Consider the following 17148-nt stretch of genomic DNA (forward strand, 5'->3'; position numbering starts at 1 on the left):
AACGATTTGATTTGCCGGCTGTGAAGCGAGAGGTTGCGACACGCTCGGACGCTTTGCCATGAACGAGCATGCCGGATAAATTTTCGTGGAGCTATGTCTACTTTTAAAATAGGCGAAGGAGGGAACAAGATGGCAAAACAAAAAATTCGTATCCGTTTAAAAGCGTATGAACACCGTATTTTAGATCAATCAGCGGATAAAATTGTGGAAACAGCAAAAAGAACTGGAGCTGACGTATCAGGTCCGATTCCATTACCAACAGAACGCTCACTTTACACAGTTATTCGTGCGACTCATAAATACAAAGATTCTCGCGAACAATTCGAAATGCGTACTCACAAACGTCTAATTGACATTGTGAACCCAACACCAAAAACAGTTGACGCTCTAATGAAGCTTGACTTACCGTCTGGTGTTAATATTGAAATCAAACTATAAAATTAAGATGGAGGTGTACTCATGACCAAAGGAATCTTAGGGAAAAAAGTGGGAATGACACAAATCTTTACTGAGTCTGGTGAATTAATTCCAGTAACAGTAGTTGAAGCTACGCCAAACGTAGTTTTACAAGTAAAAACTGTTGAAACTGACGGATACGAAGCTATCCAAGTTGGTTACCAAGACAAACGTGAAGTTTTATCAAACAAACCTGCGAAAGGTCATGTTGCAAAAGCAAACACGGCTCCTAAGCGCTTCATTAAAGAATTCAAGAATGTTGAGCTAGGAGAATATGAAGTAGGTAAAGAAATCAAAGTAGATGTTTTCCAAGCAGGAGACGTTGTTGATGTTACAGGTACTACGAAAGGTAAAGGATTCCAAGGGGCAATCAAACGTCACGGCCAAAGCCGCGGACCTATGTCTCATGGTTCTCGTTATCACCGTCGTCCTGGGTCAATGGGTCCAGTAGCGCCTAACCGTGTATTTAAAAATAAACGACTAGCCGGCCGTATGGGTGGCGACCGCGTAACAATTCAAAACCTTGAAGTTGTTAAAGTGGACGTAGAAAGAAATGTTATCTTAATCAAAGGAAACATTCCTGGAGCGAAAAAATCTTTAATCACAATCAAATCAGCTGTGAAAGCTAAATAAGTGTAGGGAAAGGAGGAACTAAGGAATGCCGAATGTAGCATTATTCAAACAAGATGGAACTCAAAACGGTGAAATCACTTTAAATGAAGAAATCTTCGGAATCGAACCTAATGAAAGTGTTGTCTATGATGCAATCATCATGCAACGTGCTTCATTAAGACAAGGAACACACGCAGTTAAAAACCGTAGCGCTGTTCGTGGCGGTGGCCGCAAACCATGGCGTCAAAAAGGAACTGGTCGTGCTCGTCAAGGTTCAATCCGTTCACCACAATGGCGTGGAGGTGGCGTAGTCTTTGGACCAACACCGCGTTCATACAGCTACAAACTTCCTAAAAAAGTTCGTCGCTTAGCAATGAAATCTGTATTATCAGACAAAGTTGCTGAAAATAACTTGGTAGCAGTAGAAGGTTTAAGCTTCGATGCACCAAAAACAAAAGAATTCAAACAAGTTCTTGCTAACTTGTCTATCGATACTAAAGTATTAGTTGTTTTAGAAAATGGTAACGACTTTGCAGCTTTATCAGCTCGTAACTTACCAAACGTTTCTGTAGTAACTTCTGATAACGTTAGTGTGTTAGATGTTGTGTCAGCTAACAAAGTCTTGGCAACACAAACAGCTCTTACTCAAATTGAGGAGGTGCTTGCATAATGGAATTACTAGACGTAATCAAACGCCCAGTGATCACTGAAAAATCCATGTTAGCTATGGACGAAAAGAAATATACTTTCGAAGTGGACACTCGCGCAAACAAAACTTTAGTAAAACAAGCTGTTGAATCAGCATTCGATGTTAAAGTAGCAAACGTAAACATCTTAAACGTGCGTCCAAAATTCAAACGCATGGGTAAATATGCAGGTTATACAAAAAAACGTCGCAAAGCGATCGTTACATTAACTGAAGATTCAAAAGAAATTCAATTATTCGAAGCTGCTGAATAAGCAGTCCTGAACAATATCAACGTAGGAGGGAAATAAGACGTGGCGATTAAAAAGTACAAACCTACCACAAATGGCCGTCGTAACATGACAAGTTCTGATTTCGCTGAAATCACAACTTCAACACCAGAAAAATCATTGTTACAGCCATTAAAAAACAATGCCGGTCGTAACAACAACGGTCGCATTACGGTTCGTCACCAAGGTGGCGGTCACAAACGTCAATACCGTGTGATTGACTTCAAACGTAATAAAGATAACGTCGCAGCGGTTGTTAAAACGATCGAGTACGATCCAAACCGTTCTGCTAACATCGCGTTAGTTCATTACGAAGACGGGGTTAAGGCATACATCTTAGCACCAAAAGGATTAGAAGTAGGCATGCGCCTAGTATCTGGTCCAGAAGCAGATATTAAAGTAGGTAACGCATTACCATTGGAAAACATTCCAGTTGGTACAGTTATCCACAACATTGAAATGAAACCTGGTAAAGGTGGACAATTAATCCGTTCAGCTGGAACAAGCGCGCAAGTACTTGGTAAAGAAGGCAAATACGTATTAATCCGCTTAAACTCTGGCGAAGTTCGTATGATCTTAGCAACTTGCCGTGCAACAATCGGTTCAGTTGGTAACGAACAACACGAATTAATCAACATTGGTAAAGCTGGCCGCTCTCGTTGGATGCGTAAACGCCCAACTGTTCGTGGTAGCGTAATGAACCCTAACGATCACCCACACGGTGGTGGTGAAGGTAAAACACCAATTGGACGTAAAGCGCCAGTATCTCCATGGGGTCAACCAGCAATTGGATACAAAACACGTAATAAAAAAGCTAAATCAGACAAACTTATCGTTCGTCGTCGTACTAAATAATTTTTTTGACCATGTGTCGTACATTTTGAGAGGAGGTTCACCATGGGTCGTAGTTTAAAAAAAGGACCTTTCGTCGATGATCATTTGATGAAAAAGGTCGAAGCACAACAAGGTGCCGAAAAGAAAAAAGTAATTAAAACTTGGTCTCGCCGCTCTACAATTTTTCCATCATTCGTAGGTTTCACAATCGCTGTATATGATGGACGGAAACATGTCCCTGTTTACATTCAAGAAGACATGGTAGGACATAAATTAGGTGAATTTGCACCAACTAGAACTTATCGTGGCCACGTTGCTGACGATAAAAAAACTAAACGCTAATTTTGAGGGGAGGATATGCAAATGTCAGAACAAATTACATCAGCTAAAGCAACTGCAAAAACAGTTCGCACTTCACCTCGTAAAGCACGTTTAGTAATCGATCTTATCAGAGGGAAAAGCGTTGCGGATGCAATTTCAATCTTGAAATTCACACCGAACAAGTCTGCTGGAATCATTGAAAAAGTTTTAATGTCAGCAGTTGCTAACGCAGAAAACAACTTTGACTTAGACGTTGAAAGCTTAGTCGTATCTGAAGCATTTGTTAACGAAGGACCAACAATGAAACGTTTCCGTCCTCGTGCAAAAGGTTCAGCTTCACCAATCAACAAACGTACTAGTCACATCACAGTAGTTGTAACAGAGAAATAAGTCTCATGAAATAGGCTGTTTTCTTTATGAAAACAGAGCTTAAACATTTAAGAGGAGGGACAATCAGTGGGTCAAAAAGTACATCCAATTGGAATGCGTGTAGGCATCATCCGCGACTGGGATGCGAAATGGTATGCTGAAAAAGAGTATGCTGAATTCTTACACGAAGATTTAAGAATCCGTAAATTTATCGCAACAAAACTTGCTGATGCTGCTGTATCTACAATTGAAATCGAACGCGCTGCAAACCGTGTTAACATTTCAATTCACACAGCTAAACCAGGTATGGTTATCGGTAAAGGCGGATCTGAAGTCGAAAACCTAAGAAAAGAATTAAACAAATTAACTGGCAAACGAGTTCACATCAACATCGTTGAAATCAAAAAACCAGATTTAGATGCAAAATTAGTAGGCGAAGGAATTGCACGTCAATTAGAAAACCGTGTTGCTTTCCGTCGTGCTCAAAAACAAGCCATCCAACGCGCAATGCGTGCTGGCGCTAAAGGAATCAAAACTCAAGTATCAGGTCGTCTAAACGGTGCGGATATCGCTCGTTCAGAAGGATACTCTGAAGGAACTGTACCACTTCATACATTACGTGCGGACATTGATTACGCATGGGAAGAAGCGGACACTACTTACGGAAAACTAGGAGTTAAAGTGTGGATCTATCGTGGAGAAATTCTTCCAACGAAAAAAAACACTGAGAAAGGAGGGAAATAATCATGTTAGTACCTAAACGTGTAAAACACCGTCGTGAATTCCGCGGAAAAATGCGCGGTGAAGCTAAAGGCGGAAAAGAAGTAGCATTTGGTGAATGGGGTTTACAAGCAACTGAATCTCACTGGATTACTAACCGTCAAATCGAAGCAGCCCGTATTGCAATGACTCGTTACATGAAACGTGGCGGGAAAGTATGGATTAAAATTTTCCCTCACAAGTCTTACACAAGTAAAGCTATCGGCGTACGTATGGGTAAAGGTAAAGGGGCACCAGAAGGCTGGGTATCACCAGTTAAACGTGGTAAAATCATGTTTGAAATCGCAGGCGTTCCTGAAGAAGTAGCTCGTGAAGCTCTTCGTCTTGCATCTCACAAATTGCCGGTAAAAACTAAGATCGTAAAACGTGAGGAAATGGGTGGTGAATCGAATGAAGGTTAAAGAAATCAGAGAATTAACCACTGCCGAAATGCTAGATAAAGAAAAACAATTAAAAGAAGAATTGTTCAACTTAAGATTCCAATTAGCAACAGGTCAATTAGAAAACACTGCACGTATTAAAGAAGTACGTCAATCGATTGCACGCATCAAAACAGTATTGCGTGAACAAGCTAACTAATAGTGGAAGGAGGCCAAACGCGTATGACTGAAGAAAGAAATCAACGTAAAGTTTACCAAGGTCGCGTGGTATCAGACAAAATGGATAAAACAATCACAGTTGTCGTTGAAACAAAGAAAAACCACCCTATCTATGGCAAACGTATGAAATATTCTAAAAAATATAAAGCGCATGATGAAAACAACACAGCGAAAGTTGGAGACATCGTAAAAATCATGGAAACTCGTCCATTATCAGCTACAAAACGTTTCCGTTTACTAGAGGTAGTCGAAGAAGCAGTTATTATCTAATAAAACGAGAATTTCCTAATAGATTGAAGCACAAAATCTGAAAGGGGGATACACATCGTGATCCAACAAGAAAGTCGTTTAAGAGTCGCTGACAATTCTGGCGCACGTGAAATTTTAACGATCAAAGTCCTAGGCGGATCTGGTCGTAAAACTGCTAACATCGGTGACGTTATTGTTGCTACTGTCAAACAAGCAACGCCAGGTGGGGTTGTTAAAAAAGGTGAAGTAGTTAAAGCCGTTATCGTTCGTACAAAATCTGGCGCTCGTCGTGCTGACGGTTCTTACATCAAATTTGATGAAAATGCTGCGGTAATTATCCGTGACGATAAAAGCCCACGCGGAACACGTATCTTCGGACCAGTTGCACGTGAATTACGTGAAAACAACTTCATGAAGATCGTTTCTCTAGCACCAGAAGTATTATAATCTCGAGCCCACGTTAAAGGAGGTGCGAAACAGTAATGTTTGTTAAAAAAGGCGATAAAGTAAAAGTTATCACTGGTAAAGATAAAAACAAAGAAGGCGTTGTCTTAGCAGCGTTTCCTAAACAAGATAAAGTTATCGTTGAAGGTGTCAACGTCGTTAAAAAACACCAAAAACCAAACCAAGCAGCCCCACAAGGTGGAATCCTTGAAGTGGAAGCGCCAATTCATGTTTCTAATGTAATGGTGATTGATCCTTCAAACGGAGAAGCTACTAAAGTTGCGTTTAAAGAAGTCGACGGCAAAAAAGTCCGCGTTTCTAAAAAAACAGGTGAAGTTTTAGATAAATAAAAATTGCGGAAGGAGGGCTTACTGAATGAACCGCCTGAAAGAAAAATATATTAAAGAAGTAACACCATCATTGGTGGAAAAATTTAATTACAGCTCAGTTATGCAAACACCTAAAGTTGATAAAATCGTTATCAACATGGGTGTGGGTGATGCAGTATCAAATGCTAAAAACTTAGACAAAGCTGTTGAAGAATTAGCATTAATCACTGGTCAAAAACCACTTATCACAAAAGCTAAAAAATCTATCGCTGGATTCCGTTTACGTGAAGGAATGCCAATCGGTGCGAAAGTAACGCTACGCGGCGAAAGAATGTACGAATTTTTAGATAAATTAGTAACAGTTTCTTTACCTCGTGTACGTGACTTCCACGGTGTCAGCAAAAAAGCTTTCGATGGTCGTGGTAACTATACTTTAGGTATTAAAGAACAATTAATCTTCCCAGAAGTTGATTATGATTTAGTAGATAAAGTACGCGGTATGGACATCGTAATTGTTACAACAGCGAACACTGACGAAGAGTCTCGCGAATTGTTGGCACAATTAGGTATGCCATTCCAAAAATAATATAAGGAGGCGAACTACGTGGCTAAAAAATCAATGATTGCTAAAAACAAACGTCCTGCTAAACATTCAACACAAGCTTATACTCGTTGTGAACGTTGTGGACGTCCACATTCAGTTTATCGTAAATTTCATCTTTGCCGTATTTGCTTCCGCGAACTTGCCTATAAAGGTCAAATTCCCGGCGTGAAGAAAGCTAGCTGGTAAACAAGTAAACTCGCATAAAGGAGGTAAATAGTTCAATGGTCATGACAGATCCAATTGCAGATTTTCTAACTCGCATTCGTAATGCGAACATGGTTAAACATGAAACTTTAGAAGTACCTGCTTCAAAAATCAAACGTGATATCGCAGAAATCCTGAAACGTGAAGGATTTATCCGCGACGTAGAATACATCGAAGATGACAAACAAGGCGTAATCCGTGTTTTCCTAAAATATGGTAAAAACGAAGAGCGTGTTATCACAAACTTAAAACGTATTTCTAAACCAGGTTTACGTGCATACGTAAAAGCTGACGAAGTACCAAAAGTATTAAACGGTCTAGGAATTGCAATCATCTCTACATCAGAGGGTGTAATTACTGACAAAGAAGCTAGAGCGAAAAATATCGGCGGCGAAGTAATCGCCTACGTATGGTAATTCTAAAAAATACACAAGGAGGTGTCTCTAAGTGAGCCGTATTGGTAATAAAGTTGTTGTTCTTCCTGCTGGTGTTGAAATCAAGCAAGACGGAAACAACATTACAGTTAAAGGACCTAAAGGTGAATTAACACGCGAATTTTCTTCTGATATCAAAATGAACATCGAAGGAAACGAAGTGACATTCACTCGTCCAAACGATTCAAAAGAAATGAAAACAATCCACGGAACAACTCGTGCAAACTTCAACAACATGGTTGTTGGTGTTTCTGAAGGTTTCCAAAAAGCACTTGAACTTATCGGGGTCGGATACCGTGCCCAAGTACAAGGCAACAAATTAACTTTAAACGTTGGTTATTCTCATCCTGTCGAAATGACAGCACCAGAAGGCGTAACATTTGAAGTACCTGCGAACACACAAGTTATCGTTAAAGGCATCAACAAAGAAGTTGTTGGTGAATTAGCTGCTAACATCCGTGGCGTTCGTCCTCCAGAACCTTATAAAGGCAAAGGGATTCGCTATGTTGGTGAATTTGTACGCCGTAAAGAAGGTAAAACTGGTAAATAATAACAGCTGTGTAGAAAACAGAAGTCAACAACAAGCAACTGTCATTTTATGGGATTTTTCCAATAAAATGCTTTTGTCTTGTCTGCCAGCTTCTCTTTTCCGTAATCTGCTGACTGCTTGAAATATTAGTAGTAAACATTAAATCAAAGAGGTGAAAATTGTGATTACAAAACCAGATAAAAACAAAACACGTCAAAAGAGACATCGTCGTGTACGTAACAAAATCTCTGGTACTGCTGAGTGCCCACGCTTGAACATTTTCCGTTCTAACAAAAACATCTACGCGCAAGTCATTGATGACGTAGCGGGTGTGACGCTAGCAAGTGCCTCTGCCTTGGATAAAGAAATTTCAGGTGGAACAAAAACAGAAACAGCTGCAGCTGTTGGTAAACTAGTTGCTGAACGTGCCGCTGAAAAAGGCATCAAAAAAGTAGTCTTCGACCGTGGTGGATACCTTTACCATGGCCGCGTGCAAGCTTTAGCTGAAGCTGCTCGTGAAAATGGACTAGAATTTTAGGAGAAGGAGGAACACCATTCATGGTTTATATTGATCCAAAACATTTGGAATTAGAAGACCGCGTTGTAGCGATCAACCGTGTAACAAAAGTTGTTAAAGGTGGACGTCGTTTACGTTTCGCAGCTTTAGTTGTTGTCGGTGACAAAAACGGACACGTTGGTTTCGGTACTGGTAAAGCACAAGAAGTACCTGAAGCTATCCGTAAAGCAATCGAAGACGCGAAGAAAAACTTAGTTGAAGTGCCTATGGTTGGTTCTACTATCCCGCACGAAGTAATTGGCGTATTCGGTGGCGGCCGTATCCTTATGAAACCTGCAGTAGAAGGTTCTGGGGTAGCTGCTGGTGGACCAGTTCGTGCCGTATTGGAATTAGCTGGTGTAGCAGATATTACATCTAAATCACTAGGTTCAAACACACCTATTAACGTTGTTCGCGCAACTGTTGAAGGTCTAAAACAATTAAAACGTGCCGAAGAAGTGGCAGCACTTCGCGGTAAATCTGTAGAAGAAATTATCGGTTAAGGAGGACAAAAATAATGGCTGAATTAAAAATTACTTTAAAACGCAGTGTTATCGGACGTCCTCAAAACCAACGTGCTACAGTTAAAGCGTTAGGTTTAGGTAAAGTGAATAGTACTGTTACAAAACCTGCCAATGAAGCAATCAAAGGTATGGTTAACACTATTTCACATTTAGTGGACGTAGAAGAAGTTTAAGATTTATAGATTTGTAATAGAAGATTGCTTAAGGAGGTGCCAAACCTATGAAACTTCATGAATTAAAACCTGCTGAGGGCTCACGCCAAGTACGTAACCGTGTTGGACGTGGTACTTCATCTGGTAATGGTAAAACAGCTGGCCGTGGACAAAAAGGGCAAAAAGCCCGTTCAGGCGGTGGTGTTCGTTTAGGATTTGAAGGGGGTCAAACTCCATTATTCCGTCGTTTACCAAAACGTGGGTTTACAAACATTAATCGTAAAGATTACGCTGTTGTGAACTTAGATACTTTAAACCGTTTTGAAGATGGAACAGAAGTAACTCCTGTTGTCCTAAAAGAAGCAGGAATCGTTAAAAACGAAAAAGCGGGAATCAAAGTTCTTGCAGATGGTGAGTTAACGAAAAAATTAACTGTGAAAGCAGCTAAATTCTCGAAATCAGCACAAGAAGCTATCGAAGCTGCTGGTGGTTCAATCGAGGTGATCTAATTGTTCAAGCTATTAAAGAACGCCTTTAAAGTCAAAGACATTAGATCAAAAATCTTATTTACAGTTTTAATCTTGTTTGTATTTCGCCTAGGTGCGCACATTACTGTGCCCGGGGTGAATGCAAAGGGATTGTCTGATTTAAGTAGCTTACCCTTTTTGAATATGTTGAATATGGTGAGTGGTAGTGCCATGCAAAACTTCTCTATCTTCTCGATGGGGGTTTCGCCATACATTACAGCCTCTATTATTATTCAACTATTGCAAATGGATATTGTACCTAGATTTGTAGAATGGTCAAAACAAGGGGAAGTTGGGCGTAAGAAATTAAATCAAGCTACAAGATATCTAACGATTGTCTTGGGTGTGGCTCAGTCAATGGGGATCACTGCTGGTTTTAATAGCTTAAGTCAAACTGGGATTGTAAACAATCCAACCTTAGGTACCTTTGTGATGATTGCAGTTATTTTAACTGCTGGGACGATGTTTGTGACTTGGATGGGTGAACAAATTACAGAAAAAGGAATCGGAAATGGTGTTTCAATGATTATCTTTGCCGGGATTATTTCTCGTTTGCCAGGAGCAGTCAAAGAAATCTATGAAGATTACTTCGTCAATATCGAGTCTTCTCGTATTTGGCAATCTGTTATTTTCATTGCAATCTTAGTTATTGCTATTTTGGTGATCGTTACAGTCGTAACGTTCTTCCAACAAGCAGAACGTAAGATTCCAATCCAATATACAAAACGTGTTTCTGGTGCACCAACAAGTAGTTATTTACCGTTAAAAGTAAATGCTGCTGGGGTTATTCCAGTTATCTTTGCCAGCTCGTTAATTGCAACACCAAATGCCATTTTACAAGCTTTCTCATCAAAATTCGCTGGTGAAAATTGGTATGACATTATGACAAAAATCTTCAGTTATAACACAGTTCCAGGGGCAATCATCTATACTGTCCTAATCGTTGCGTTTACGTTCTTCTATGCATTTGTTCAAGTAAACCCTGAGAAATTAGCGGAAAACTTACAAAAACAAGGAAGCTACATTCCAAGCGTGCGACCAGGTAAAGGTACAGAAGAATATGTATCTGGCGTGTTAATGAGATTAAGTGTTGTCGGCTCAATTTTCCTAGGACTTGTTGCTTTACTTCCAATCATTGCGCAAATGGTTTGGAACTTACCTCAATCAATCGGTTTAGGTGGAACAAGTTTACTAATCGTTATCGGGGTTGCATTAGAAACAACGAAACAATTAGAAGGATTAATGATGAAACGTCAATATGTCGGCTTTATCAATAAGTAAGAATCGAGTGTTGAGGTTTTACCTCAGCACCATTCTCACATATGGCTAGCTTCATAAGCCGGTCTTTAAAATTAGGAGGAGAATATATGAACCTCATTTTAATGGGATTACCTGGAGCAGGTAAAGGCACCCAAGCAGAAAAAATCATTGATACGTATGGCATTCCACATATTTCTACTGGAGATATGTTCCGTGCAGCAATGAAAAATGAAACTGCCTTGGGCCTAGAAGCGAAATCTTATATCGATAAAGGTGAACTGGTTCCTGACGAAGTAACAAACGGAATTGTTAAAGAACGCCTTGCTGAACCAGACACAGACAAAGGATTCCTATTAGATGGTTTCCCACGTACACTGGATCAAGCAAAAGCATTAGATACAATGCTTAAAGAATTAAACAAAAAAATTGATGCTGTCATTGACATCCATGTAGAAGAAGATGTATTAATCGAGCGTTTAGCTGGACGATTCATCTGTCGCACATGTGGCGCAACGTATCATAAATTATTCAACCCGCCAAAAGTTGAAGGCACTTGTGATCGCTGTGGCGGACATGAATTCTACCAAAGAGAAGATGATAAGCCCGAAACGGTTAAAAATCGTTTGGCAGTCAACATTGAAAGTAGCGCACCAATCTTAGCTTTCTATAAAGAACAAGGCTTGATGCATACAATCGATGGCAATCGCGAAATCGATACTGTTTTTTCTGATGTGAAAAAAATCATTGACGAAAACTAATTTCCAATTGCCCGCAGTTTAACCCTGTTGTTGTATTCAGTTTCTCTTGCCAAAACATAACTAAATATGGTAGAATATATCAGTCCGACTTCTACAGTTTTGTGACATCAAAATGAATAACGAAGTTAGTTGAGAATTTCTAGGTGGGAGCTGGAGTTTCCGCCGTTTTATCGTGTGAAAACGCGAAACAAGTACAAGGAGGTACTGTGCGTGGCAAAAGAAGATATGATTGAAGTCGAAGGTACAGTCGTCGAAACTTTGCCGAATGCAATGTTTAAAGTCGAACTAGAAAATGGACACCAAGTTCTTGCTACTGTTTCAGGTAAAATCCGTATGCACTACATCCGTATCTTACCTGGTGACAAAGTAACAGTTGAATTATCACCGTATGATTTAACGCGTGGCCGTATTACTTATCGCTTTAAATAATTGTACTCCGTAAAACCACAGGAGGTATTATCATGAAAGTAAGACCATCAGTAAAACCAATGTGTGAACATTGTAAAGTAATTCGCCGTAAAGGACGTGTTATGGTTATTTGCCCAGCAAATCCAAAACATAAACAACGTCAAGGATAATTAGGAGGTGTAACGAATAATGGCTCGTATTGCAGGAGTAGACATCCCTCGTGACAAACGTGTAGTAGTTTCTCTTACTTACATTTATGGTATTGGTAACACTACAGCTAAAAAAGTTTTAGCAAACGTTGGCGTATCTGAAGATGTTCGTGTACGTGATTTAACAAACGAACAAACAGATGCGATTCGTGCGGAAATTGATAAGTTAAAAGTTGAAGGGGATCTTCGTCGTGAAGTGAACTTAAACATCAAACGCTTGATGGAAATCGGTTCATACCGTGGAATCCGTCACCGTCGTGGATTACCAACTCGTGGACAAAACACGAAAAATAATGCACGTACTCGTAAAGGCCCTACTAAAACAGTAGCAGGCAAGAAAAAATAATTCCTAAGTGAAGGAGGTTAGAACTTCATGGCAGCAAAAAAAGTTAGTCGTAAACGCCGTGTCAAAAAGAATATAGAATCAGGTGTAGCACATATCCATTCTACATTCAACAATACAATCGTAATGATTACTGATACACATGGTAATGCATTAGCATGGTCATCAGCAGGATCATTAGGCTTTAAAGGAAGCAAAAAATCAACTCCTTTTGCCGCTCAAATGGCTGCAGAAGCCGCAACTAAAGTGGCAATGGAACATGGACTTAAAACTGTAGACGTAACAGTTAAAGGACCTGGTTCTGGACGTGAAGCAGCAATTCGTTCATTACAAGCAACAGGTTTAGAAGTGACTGCAATTCGTGACGTGACTCCAGTTCCTCATAATGGATGCCGCCCTCCAAAACGCCGTCGTGTTTAATGAGCGCCACTCATTCTGAGTTTGAATTAGGAACGTCATTGAACAAGACACTTTTCGTTTTGAAAGGGGTATAGATAAGAATGATTGAATTTGAAAAACCAAGAATCGAAAAAATTGATGAAAATAGAGATTATGGTAAGTTCGTCGTTGAACCATTAGAACGCGGTTACGGAACTACTTTAGGTAACTCTCTACGTCGTATTTTATTGTCTTCTTTACCAGGAGCTGCAATTACGAATATTCAAATCGATGGTGTTTTACACGAATTCTCAACCATTCCAGGTGTACGAGAAGACGTAACACAAATTATTTTGAATATTAAAGGCTTAGCATTGAAATTATATGCTGAAGAAGAGAAAACCCTTGAGATCGATATTACAGGACCCGCTACCGTGACTGCCGGCGATATTATCGTGGACAGTGATGTTGAGATCCTAAATAAAGATTTAGTTATCTGTAGTGTTGCTGAAGGAGCTACTTTCCATGCTCGCTTAACAGTGAAACCTGGTCGTGGCTATGTTCAAGCAGACGAAAACAAAAAAGAAGATATGCCAATCGGTGTACTTCCAGTTGATTCCATCTACACACCCGTTCGTCGTGTTAACTACCAAGTAGAAAATACACGTGTTGGTCGTCGTGATGATTTCGACAAATTAACAATGGAAATATGGACAGATGGTTCAATCATTCCTCAAGAAGCACTAAGTTTAGCTGCGAAAATCATGACTGAGCATTTAGATATCTTTGTAAACCTTACTGACGAAGCGAAAAACGCTGAAATCATGGTGGAAAAAGAAGAAACTCAAAAAGAGAAAATGCTAGAAATGACGATTGAAGAACTTGATTTATCAGTTCGTTCATATAACTGTTTAAAACGTGCAGGTATTAATACTGTACAAGAACTTACAAACAAATCTGAACCAGAAATGATCAAAGTACGTAATTTAGGTCGTAAATCTCTTGAAGAAGTAAAACTTAAATTGCATGATCTAGGATTAGGATTACGTAAGGACGATTAAGACTTTTACGAAGTTTCCAGTCCTGCTTAACAGCAGTGGCTCGTGAGAACAGAAACGAAGGAGGGAACCCAACGTGAGTTACCGTAAATTAGGACGCACATCAAGCCAACGTAAAGCTATGCTACGTGATATTACAACTGATTTAATCATCAACGAACGCATCGTAACTACTGAAGCTCGTGCGAAAGAAGTACGTTCAACTGTAGAAAAAATGATTACTTTAGGTAAACGTGGAGATCTTCATGCACGTCGTCAAGCAGCTACTTTCGTTCGTAATGAAGTTGCTAGTGTTCGTGAAGAAGATGAGTCTATCGTTGTTGAATCAGCTTTACAAAAGCTATTTAACGATTTAGGACCTCGTTTCGCGGAACGCCAAGGTGGTTACACTCGTATCTTGAAGACAGAACCAAGACGCGGCGATGCAGCACCAATGGTAGTTATCGAATTTGTTAAATAATTAATAAACCGATCACTTTATAGATGTTTCTTTTAGAGTGTTATGATGTTGGAGGCGACTCCGAGTCTAGCTCTGCTTTCCCTGCTAAAGATGGCTTTAGCAGGGGAGCACTCATCATATAAAGGTGATTTTTTTTTGCTTTGGGAAAACGCTGTTTTCTCAAAGCTTTTTTGTTTCATAAAAGCATTGCGGAAGCTTTTGCGGTTTGTTATACTGGTTATTAATTGGAATTTTCAGATAATTAAGCATCTGAGTTAGTAGAAGGGGGAATTATATGTCGCAAATGTTTGCTTTTTCGTTGCTGATGGTTATTTTATACATTGGTGATGTAGTTTCTATCAAAACAAAAGCTTGGATTCCATCTGTTTTTGTTTGTGGTGTTTTATTTATTCTTGGTTATTGGACTATTTTTCCACAAAATATTGTGGAAGTGGCAGGGATTCCTACAGTGGTTGCCACTTTATTAATGTATCTGTTGATTACTAATATGGGCACTCTGCTCTCTGTTAAAGAATTGGTTAATCAATGGAAAACGATTGTGATTGCTTTGTCAGGTATTCTGGGCATTATTGCCTTGTTGTTAGCTGTGGGGACTTTTGTTTTTGACTTAAAAACAGTTTTAGTTGCAATCCCGCCGTTAGTAGGAGGTTTAGTTTCTTCATTAGTAATGTCAGAAGCGGCTCAATCAGCTGGTTTAGCCTCACTTTCAGTTTTGGCAATTTTAATTTATGTCATTCAAGGGTTTGCTGGTTATCCCTTAACTTCAATTGTTCTAAAAAAAGAAGGAAAGCGGAAGCTTCAAGAATATCGAGCAGGGACATGGCAGCCGGTTCATGAACAAGAGGGGCAAGAAACAGGAGCAGAACCAGATGTGCCTAAACTATTTGAAAAAGTACCCAAACGATATCATACAGATTATTCACGAATTTTACGTTTAGCCTTAGTTGCCACACTTGCTTATTATGTTTCTGTGTGGACGGCACCGTTTGTGACGATTAGTCCTTTTGTGCTGTGTTTATGTTTTGGCGTGATTGCAACGTCTTTAGGCTTTTTAGAAAAGCAACCATTGCAGAAAGCAAATAGCTTTGGTTTTGCGATTTTAGGGTTAATGCTTTTTGTCTTTGATGGCTTAAAACAAGCCACACCTGAAATGTTGATGGATTTATTTTTACCAATGATTGGGATTATTGTGATTGGTGTTATCGGGATGTACATCTTTTCAGCAATTGTTGGTCGTGTATTAGGTGTGAGTAAAGAGATGGCATTCGCAGTTTCATTGACAGCTTTATATGGCTTTCCAGCCGATTATATTATTACTAATGAAGTGATTCAATCATTGACAGAAGATGAACAAGAACAGGCGGCTTTAACGAGCCATTTAATGCCACCGATGTTAGTGGCAGGTTTCGTAACAGTCACCATTGTTTCGGTTATTTTAGCGGGTATTTTTTCAAGTATTTTATTAAGTTTGTAGAAACGGGGCGTAAGTATGAAAAAAATCAAAGCACTAGTCAAGCAGCATTCACAAGAAATGATTGCTTTTCGACGGGATTTACACCAACATCCAGAATTACAATTTGAAGAATTTCGAACGACAGAAAAAGTCGCGGCAGTTCTTGATCAATTAGGAATTACTTATCGCAAAACAGAACCGACGGGTTTAATTGCTGAAATTGTGGGCGGCAAACCAGGCCGAGTGGTTGCGCTGCGGGCTGATATGGATGCCTTACCTGTACAGGAATTAAATGAAGATTTAGCTTATAAATCTTTAGAAGCTGGCAAGATGCATGCATGTGGGCATGATTCCCATACCGCGATGTTAGTAACAGCGGCTAAAGTATTAAAAGAAATCCAGGAAGAACTTCAGGGAACTGTAAGATTAATTTTTCAACCATCTGAAGAAAATGCGCAAGGTGCTAAAGCAATGGTTGCGCAAGGCGCAATGACCGGTGTTGATGATGTATTTGGCTTACATATCTGGTCACAAATGCCTGTAGGAACCGCTTCGTGTCGAGTGGGCTCAAGTTTCGCATCCGCAGATATTTTTTCTGTTGATTTTAAAGGCCGTGGTGGCCATGGTGCCATGCCAAACGCTTGTATTGATGCGGCAGTCATAGCTTCTTCTTTCGTGATGAATCTGCAAACGATTGTTTCTCGAGAGACAGATCCTTTAGATCCAGTAGTTGTCACGATTGGACGGATGGATGTGGGGACCCGTTTTAATGTGATTGCTGAGAATGCACGTTTAGAAGGAACGGTTCGTTGCTTTAGTGTAGCAACGCGTAATCGAGTAGAACAGGCGCTGCAACGCTATGCGGAACAAACAGCCGCTATTTACGGTGGTACGGCTTCGTTAGATTATCAATATGGAACGTTGCCAGTGATTAATGATGAGCAAGATGCCTTGTTTGCTCAAACACTAATTAAGGAAAATTTTGGTGAAGCGGCCTTAAGACAAGAAGAGCCGACAACCGGTGGTGAAGACTTCAGTTATTATACTGAACATGCTTCTGGTTGTTTTGCCTTAGTGGGAAGTGGTAATCCAGAGAAAGATACGGAATGGGCACATCACCATGGTCGTTTTAATATTGATGAAGATGCGATGGCAATGGGTGCTGAGTTATATGCCCAATATGCGTTTGAATATTTGAAGACACATTTTTAAAAGAAAATCAGTAACTTCTTGTTTTATGAGAACAAGAAGTTATTTTTATGAAAAATAGACCTGTCAAGACAGATAAGAGCTCCCATAATGACCGTTCTTTTGGTATAATAA

The 17148-nt window shown here is 39.7% G+C and carries 32 protein-coding genes; all 32 read left to right on the top strand.

The genetic code is table 11. The annotated features are described in order from the left end of the window. The first annotated feature begins 129 nt into the window (after nucleotides 1–129). The gene (gene rpsJ / locus IGL56_RS00780) at nucleotides 130–438 is read left to right on the top strand and encodes a 30S ribosomal protein S10 (RefSeq protein WP_002389727.1); all 309 of its coding nucleotides are present in this window, start codon (nucleotides 130–132) and stop codon (nucleotides 436–438) included. 21 nt (nucleotides 439–459) lie between these two features. Continuing rightward, nucleotides 460–1089 carry a 50S ribosomal protein L3 gene (gene rplC, locus IGL56_RS00785; protein WP_002356199.1) on the top strand — a complete coding sequence of 210 codons (630 nt, stop codon included), beginning with the start codon at nucleotides 460–462 and terminating at the stop codon, nucleotides 1087–1089. Between the two features lie 25 nt (nucleotides 1090–1114). Then, the gene (rplD, locus tag IGL56_RS00790; RefSeq protein WP_002356200.1) at nucleotides 1115–1738 is read left to right on the top strand and encodes a 50S ribosomal protein L4; all 624 of its coding nucleotides are present in this window, start codon (nucleotides 1115–1117) and stop codon (nucleotides 1736–1738) included. Then, nucleotides 1738–2028: a 50S ribosomal protein L23 gene (locus IGL56_RS00795; protein WP_002356203.1), complete on the top strand. Its 291-nt coding sequence runs from the start codon at nucleotides 1738–1740 to the stop codon at nucleotides 2026–2028. The genes rplD and IGL56_RS00795 overlap by 1 nt, the downstream gene beginning before the upstream one ends. A gap of 39 nt (nucleotides 2029–2067) precedes the next feature. Then, nucleotides 2068–2898: a 50S ribosomal protein L2 gene (gene rplB / locus IGL56_RS00800; protein ID WP_002356204.1), complete on the top strand. Its 831-nt coding sequence runs from the start codon at nucleotides 2068–2070 to the stop codon at nucleotides 2896–2898. A 42-nt stretch (nucleotides 2899–2940) separates the two neighbouring features. Beyond that, nucleotides 2941–3219, top strand: a complete 279-nt coding sequence (gene rpsS / locus IGL56_RS00805) for a 30S ribosomal protein S19 (protein WP_002356205.1) — start codon at nucleotides 2941–2943, stop codon at nucleotides 3217–3219. A gap of 21 nt (nucleotides 3220–3240) precedes the next feature. Next, nucleotides 3241–3588 carry a 50S ribosomal protein L22 gene (gene rplV / locus IGL56_RS00810; RefSeq protein WP_002356206.1) on the top strand — a complete coding sequence of 116 codons (348 nt, stop codon included), beginning with the start codon at nucleotides 3241–3243 and terminating at the stop codon, nucleotides 3586–3588. 66 nt (nucleotides 3589–3654) lie between these two features. After that, entirely contained in the window at nucleotides 3655–4311 is a 657-nt protein-coding gene (rpsC, locus tag IGL56_RS00815; RefSeq protein WP_002356207.1) for a 30S ribosomal protein S3, read from the top strand. 2 nt (nucleotides 4312–4313) lie between these two features. Then, nucleotides 4314–4748, top strand: a complete 435-nt coding sequence (gene rplP / locus IGL56_RS00820) for a 50S ribosomal protein L16 (protein ID WP_002356208.1) — start codon at nucleotides 4314–4316, stop codon at nucleotides 4746–4748. Then, on the top strand, nucleotides 4738–4926 hold the full coding sequence (gene rpmC / locus IGL56_RS00825; RefSeq protein WP_002383858.1) for a 50S ribosomal protein L29: 189 nt from the start codon (nucleotides 4738–4740) through the stop codon (nucleotides 4924–4926). The genes rplP and rpmC overlap by 11 nt, the downstream gene beginning before the upstream one ends. A 23-nt stretch (nucleotides 4927–4949) precedes the next feature. Continuing rightward, complete coding sequence (gene rpsQ / locus IGL56_RS00830; protein WP_002359348.1) at nucleotides 4950–5216, top strand: 30S ribosomal protein S17; 267 nt, start codon at nucleotides 4950–4952, stop codon at nucleotides 5214–5216. A 57-nt stretch (nucleotides 5217–5273) separates the two neighbouring features. After that, complete coding sequence (rplN, locus tag IGL56_RS00835; protein WP_002356211.1) at nucleotides 5274–5642, top strand: 50S ribosomal protein L14; 369 nt, start codon at nucleotides 5274–5276, stop codon at nucleotides 5640–5642. Nucleotides 5643–5677: 35 nt separating this feature from the next. Then, nucleotides 5678–5989, top strand: a complete 312-nt coding sequence (rplX, locus tag IGL56_RS00840) for a 50S ribosomal protein L24 (protein ID WP_002356212.1) — start codon at nucleotides 5678–5680, stop codon at nucleotides 5987–5989. A gap of 25 nt (nucleotides 5990–6014) precedes the next feature. Further along, nucleotides 6015–6554: a 50S ribosomal protein L5 gene (gene rplE / locus IGL56_RS00845; RefSeq protein WP_002356213.1), complete on the top strand. Its 540-nt coding sequence runs from the start codon at nucleotides 6015–6017 to the stop codon at nucleotides 6552–6554. Between the two features lie 18 nt (nucleotides 6555–6572). Further along, nucleotides 6573–6758 carry a type Z 30S ribosomal protein S14 gene (locus tag IGL56_RS00850; protein WP_002356214.1) on the top strand — a complete coding sequence of 62 codons (186 nt, stop codon included), beginning with the start codon at nucleotides 6573–6575 and terminating at the stop codon, nucleotides 6756–6758. A 35-nt stretch (nucleotides 6759–6793) separates the two neighbouring features. Continuing rightward, the gene (gene rpsH, locus IGL56_RS00855; protein WP_002356215.1) at nucleotides 6794–7192 is read left to right on the top strand and encodes a 30S ribosomal protein S8; all 399 of its coding nucleotides are present in this window, start codon (nucleotides 6794–6796) and stop codon (nucleotides 7190–7192) included. Nucleotides 7193–7223: 31 nt separating this feature from the next. After that, nucleotides 7224–7760, top strand: a complete 537-nt coding sequence (gene rplF / locus IGL56_RS00860; RefSeq protein ID WP_002356217.1) for a 50S ribosomal protein L6 — start codon at nucleotides 7224–7226, stop codon at nucleotides 7758–7760. A 160-nt stretch (nucleotides 7761–7920) separates the two neighbouring features. Beyond that, on the top strand, nucleotides 7921–8277 hold the full coding sequence (gene rplR, locus IGL56_RS00865) for a 50S ribosomal protein L18 (protein ID WP_002356218.1): 357 nt from the start codon (nucleotides 7921–7923) through the stop codon (nucleotides 8275–8277). Between the two features lie 20 nt (nucleotides 8278–8297). Further along, complete coding sequence (gene rpsE / locus IGL56_RS00870) at nucleotides 8298–8798, top strand: 30S ribosomal protein S5 (RefSeq protein WP_002356219.1); 501 nt, start codon at nucleotides 8298–8300, stop codon at nucleotides 8796–8798. A 14-nt stretch (nucleotides 8799–8812) separates the two neighbouring features. After that, nucleotides 8813–8992, top strand: coding sequence for a 50S ribosomal protein L30 (gene rpmD / locus IGL56_RS00875; RefSeq protein WP_002356220.1), 180 nt, complete (start codon nucleotides 8813–8815; stop codon nucleotides 8990–8992). Nucleotides 8993–9039: 47 nt separating this feature from the next. Beyond that, on the top strand, nucleotides 9040–9480 hold the full coding sequence (gene rplO, locus IGL56_RS00880; protein ID WP_002356221.1) for a 50S ribosomal protein L15: 441 nt from the start codon (nucleotides 9040–9042) through the stop codon (nucleotides 9478–9480). After that, nucleotides 9481–10779: a preprotein translocase subunit SecY gene (secY, locus tag IGL56_RS00885; RefSeq protein ID WP_002359350.1), complete on the top strand. Its 1299-nt coding sequence runs from the start codon at nucleotides 9481–9483 to the stop codon at nucleotides 10777–10779. A gap of 86 nt (nucleotides 10780–10865) precedes the next feature. Further along, entirely contained in the window at nucleotides 10866–11516 is a 651-nt protein-coding gene (locus IGL56_RS00890; protein WP_002356223.1) for an adenylate kinase, read from the top strand. 210 nt (nucleotides 11517–11726) lie between these two features. Further along, the gene (infA, locus tag IGL56_RS00895) at nucleotides 11727–11945 is read left to right on the top strand and encodes a translation initiation factor IF-1 (RefSeq protein ID WP_002356224.1); all 219 of its coding nucleotides are present in this window, start codon (nucleotides 11727–11729) and stop codon (nucleotides 11943–11945) included. A gap of 32 nt (nucleotides 11946–11977) precedes the next feature. Continuing rightward, nucleotides 11978–12094 carry a 50S ribosomal protein L36 gene (gene rpmJ / locus IGL56_RS00900; RefSeq protein ID WP_002288710.1) on the top strand — a complete coding sequence of 39 codons (117 nt, stop codon included), beginning with the start codon at nucleotides 11978–11980 and terminating at the stop codon, nucleotides 12092–12094. A 19-nt stretch (nucleotides 12095–12113) separates the two neighbouring features. Then, nucleotides 12114–12479, top strand: a complete 366-nt coding sequence (gene rpsM, locus IGL56_RS00905) for a 30S ribosomal protein S13 (RefSeq protein ID WP_002356225.1) — start codon at nucleotides 12114–12116, stop codon at nucleotides 12477–12479. 27 nt (nucleotides 12480–12506) lie between these two features. Further along, nucleotides 12507–12896, top strand: a complete 390-nt coding sequence (rpsK, locus tag IGL56_RS00910) for a 30S ribosomal protein S11 (protein ID WP_002356226.1) — start codon at nucleotides 12507–12509, stop codon at nucleotides 12894–12896. Between the two features lie 80 nt (nucleotides 12897–12976). Further along, nucleotides 12977–13915 carry a DNA-directed RNA polymerase subunit alpha gene (locus tag IGL56_RS00915; RefSeq protein WP_002356227.1) on the top strand — a complete coding sequence of 313 codons (939 nt, stop codon included), beginning with the start codon at nucleotides 12977–12979 and terminating at the stop codon, nucleotides 13913–13915. 73 nt (nucleotides 13916–13988) lie between these two features. Next, nucleotides 13989–14372, top strand: coding sequence for a 50S ribosomal protein L17 (gene rplQ / locus IGL56_RS00920; RefSeq protein ID WP_002356228.1), 384 nt, complete (start codon nucleotides 13989–13991; stop codon nucleotides 14370–14372). 45 nt (nucleotides 14373–14417) lie between these two features. Further along, nucleotides 14418–14630, top strand: coding sequence for a hypothetical protein (locus IGL56_RS00925; protein WP_002392601.1), 213 nt, complete (start codon nucleotides 14418–14420; stop codon nucleotides 14628–14630). Between the two features lie 16 nt (nucleotides 14631–14646). Then, entirely contained in the window at nucleotides 14647–15846 is a 1200-nt protein-coding gene (locus tag IGL56_RS00930; protein WP_002356229.1) for a DUF819 family protein, read from the top strand. A gap of 15 nt (nucleotides 15847–15861) precedes the next feature. After that, nucleotides 15862–17037: a M20 family metallopeptidase gene (locus IGL56_RS00935; protein ID WP_002356230.1), complete on the top strand. Its 1176-nt coding sequence runs from the start codon at nucleotides 15862–15864 to the stop codon at nucleotides 17035–17037. The last annotated feature ends 111 nt before the right edge of the window (nucleotides 17038–17148 follow it).

This window comes from Enterococcus sp. DIV1316a (assembly GCF_050536915.1).
Classification (GTDB): Bacteria; Bacillota; Bacilli; order Lactobacillales; family Enterococcaceae; genus Enterococcus; species Enterococcus faecalis.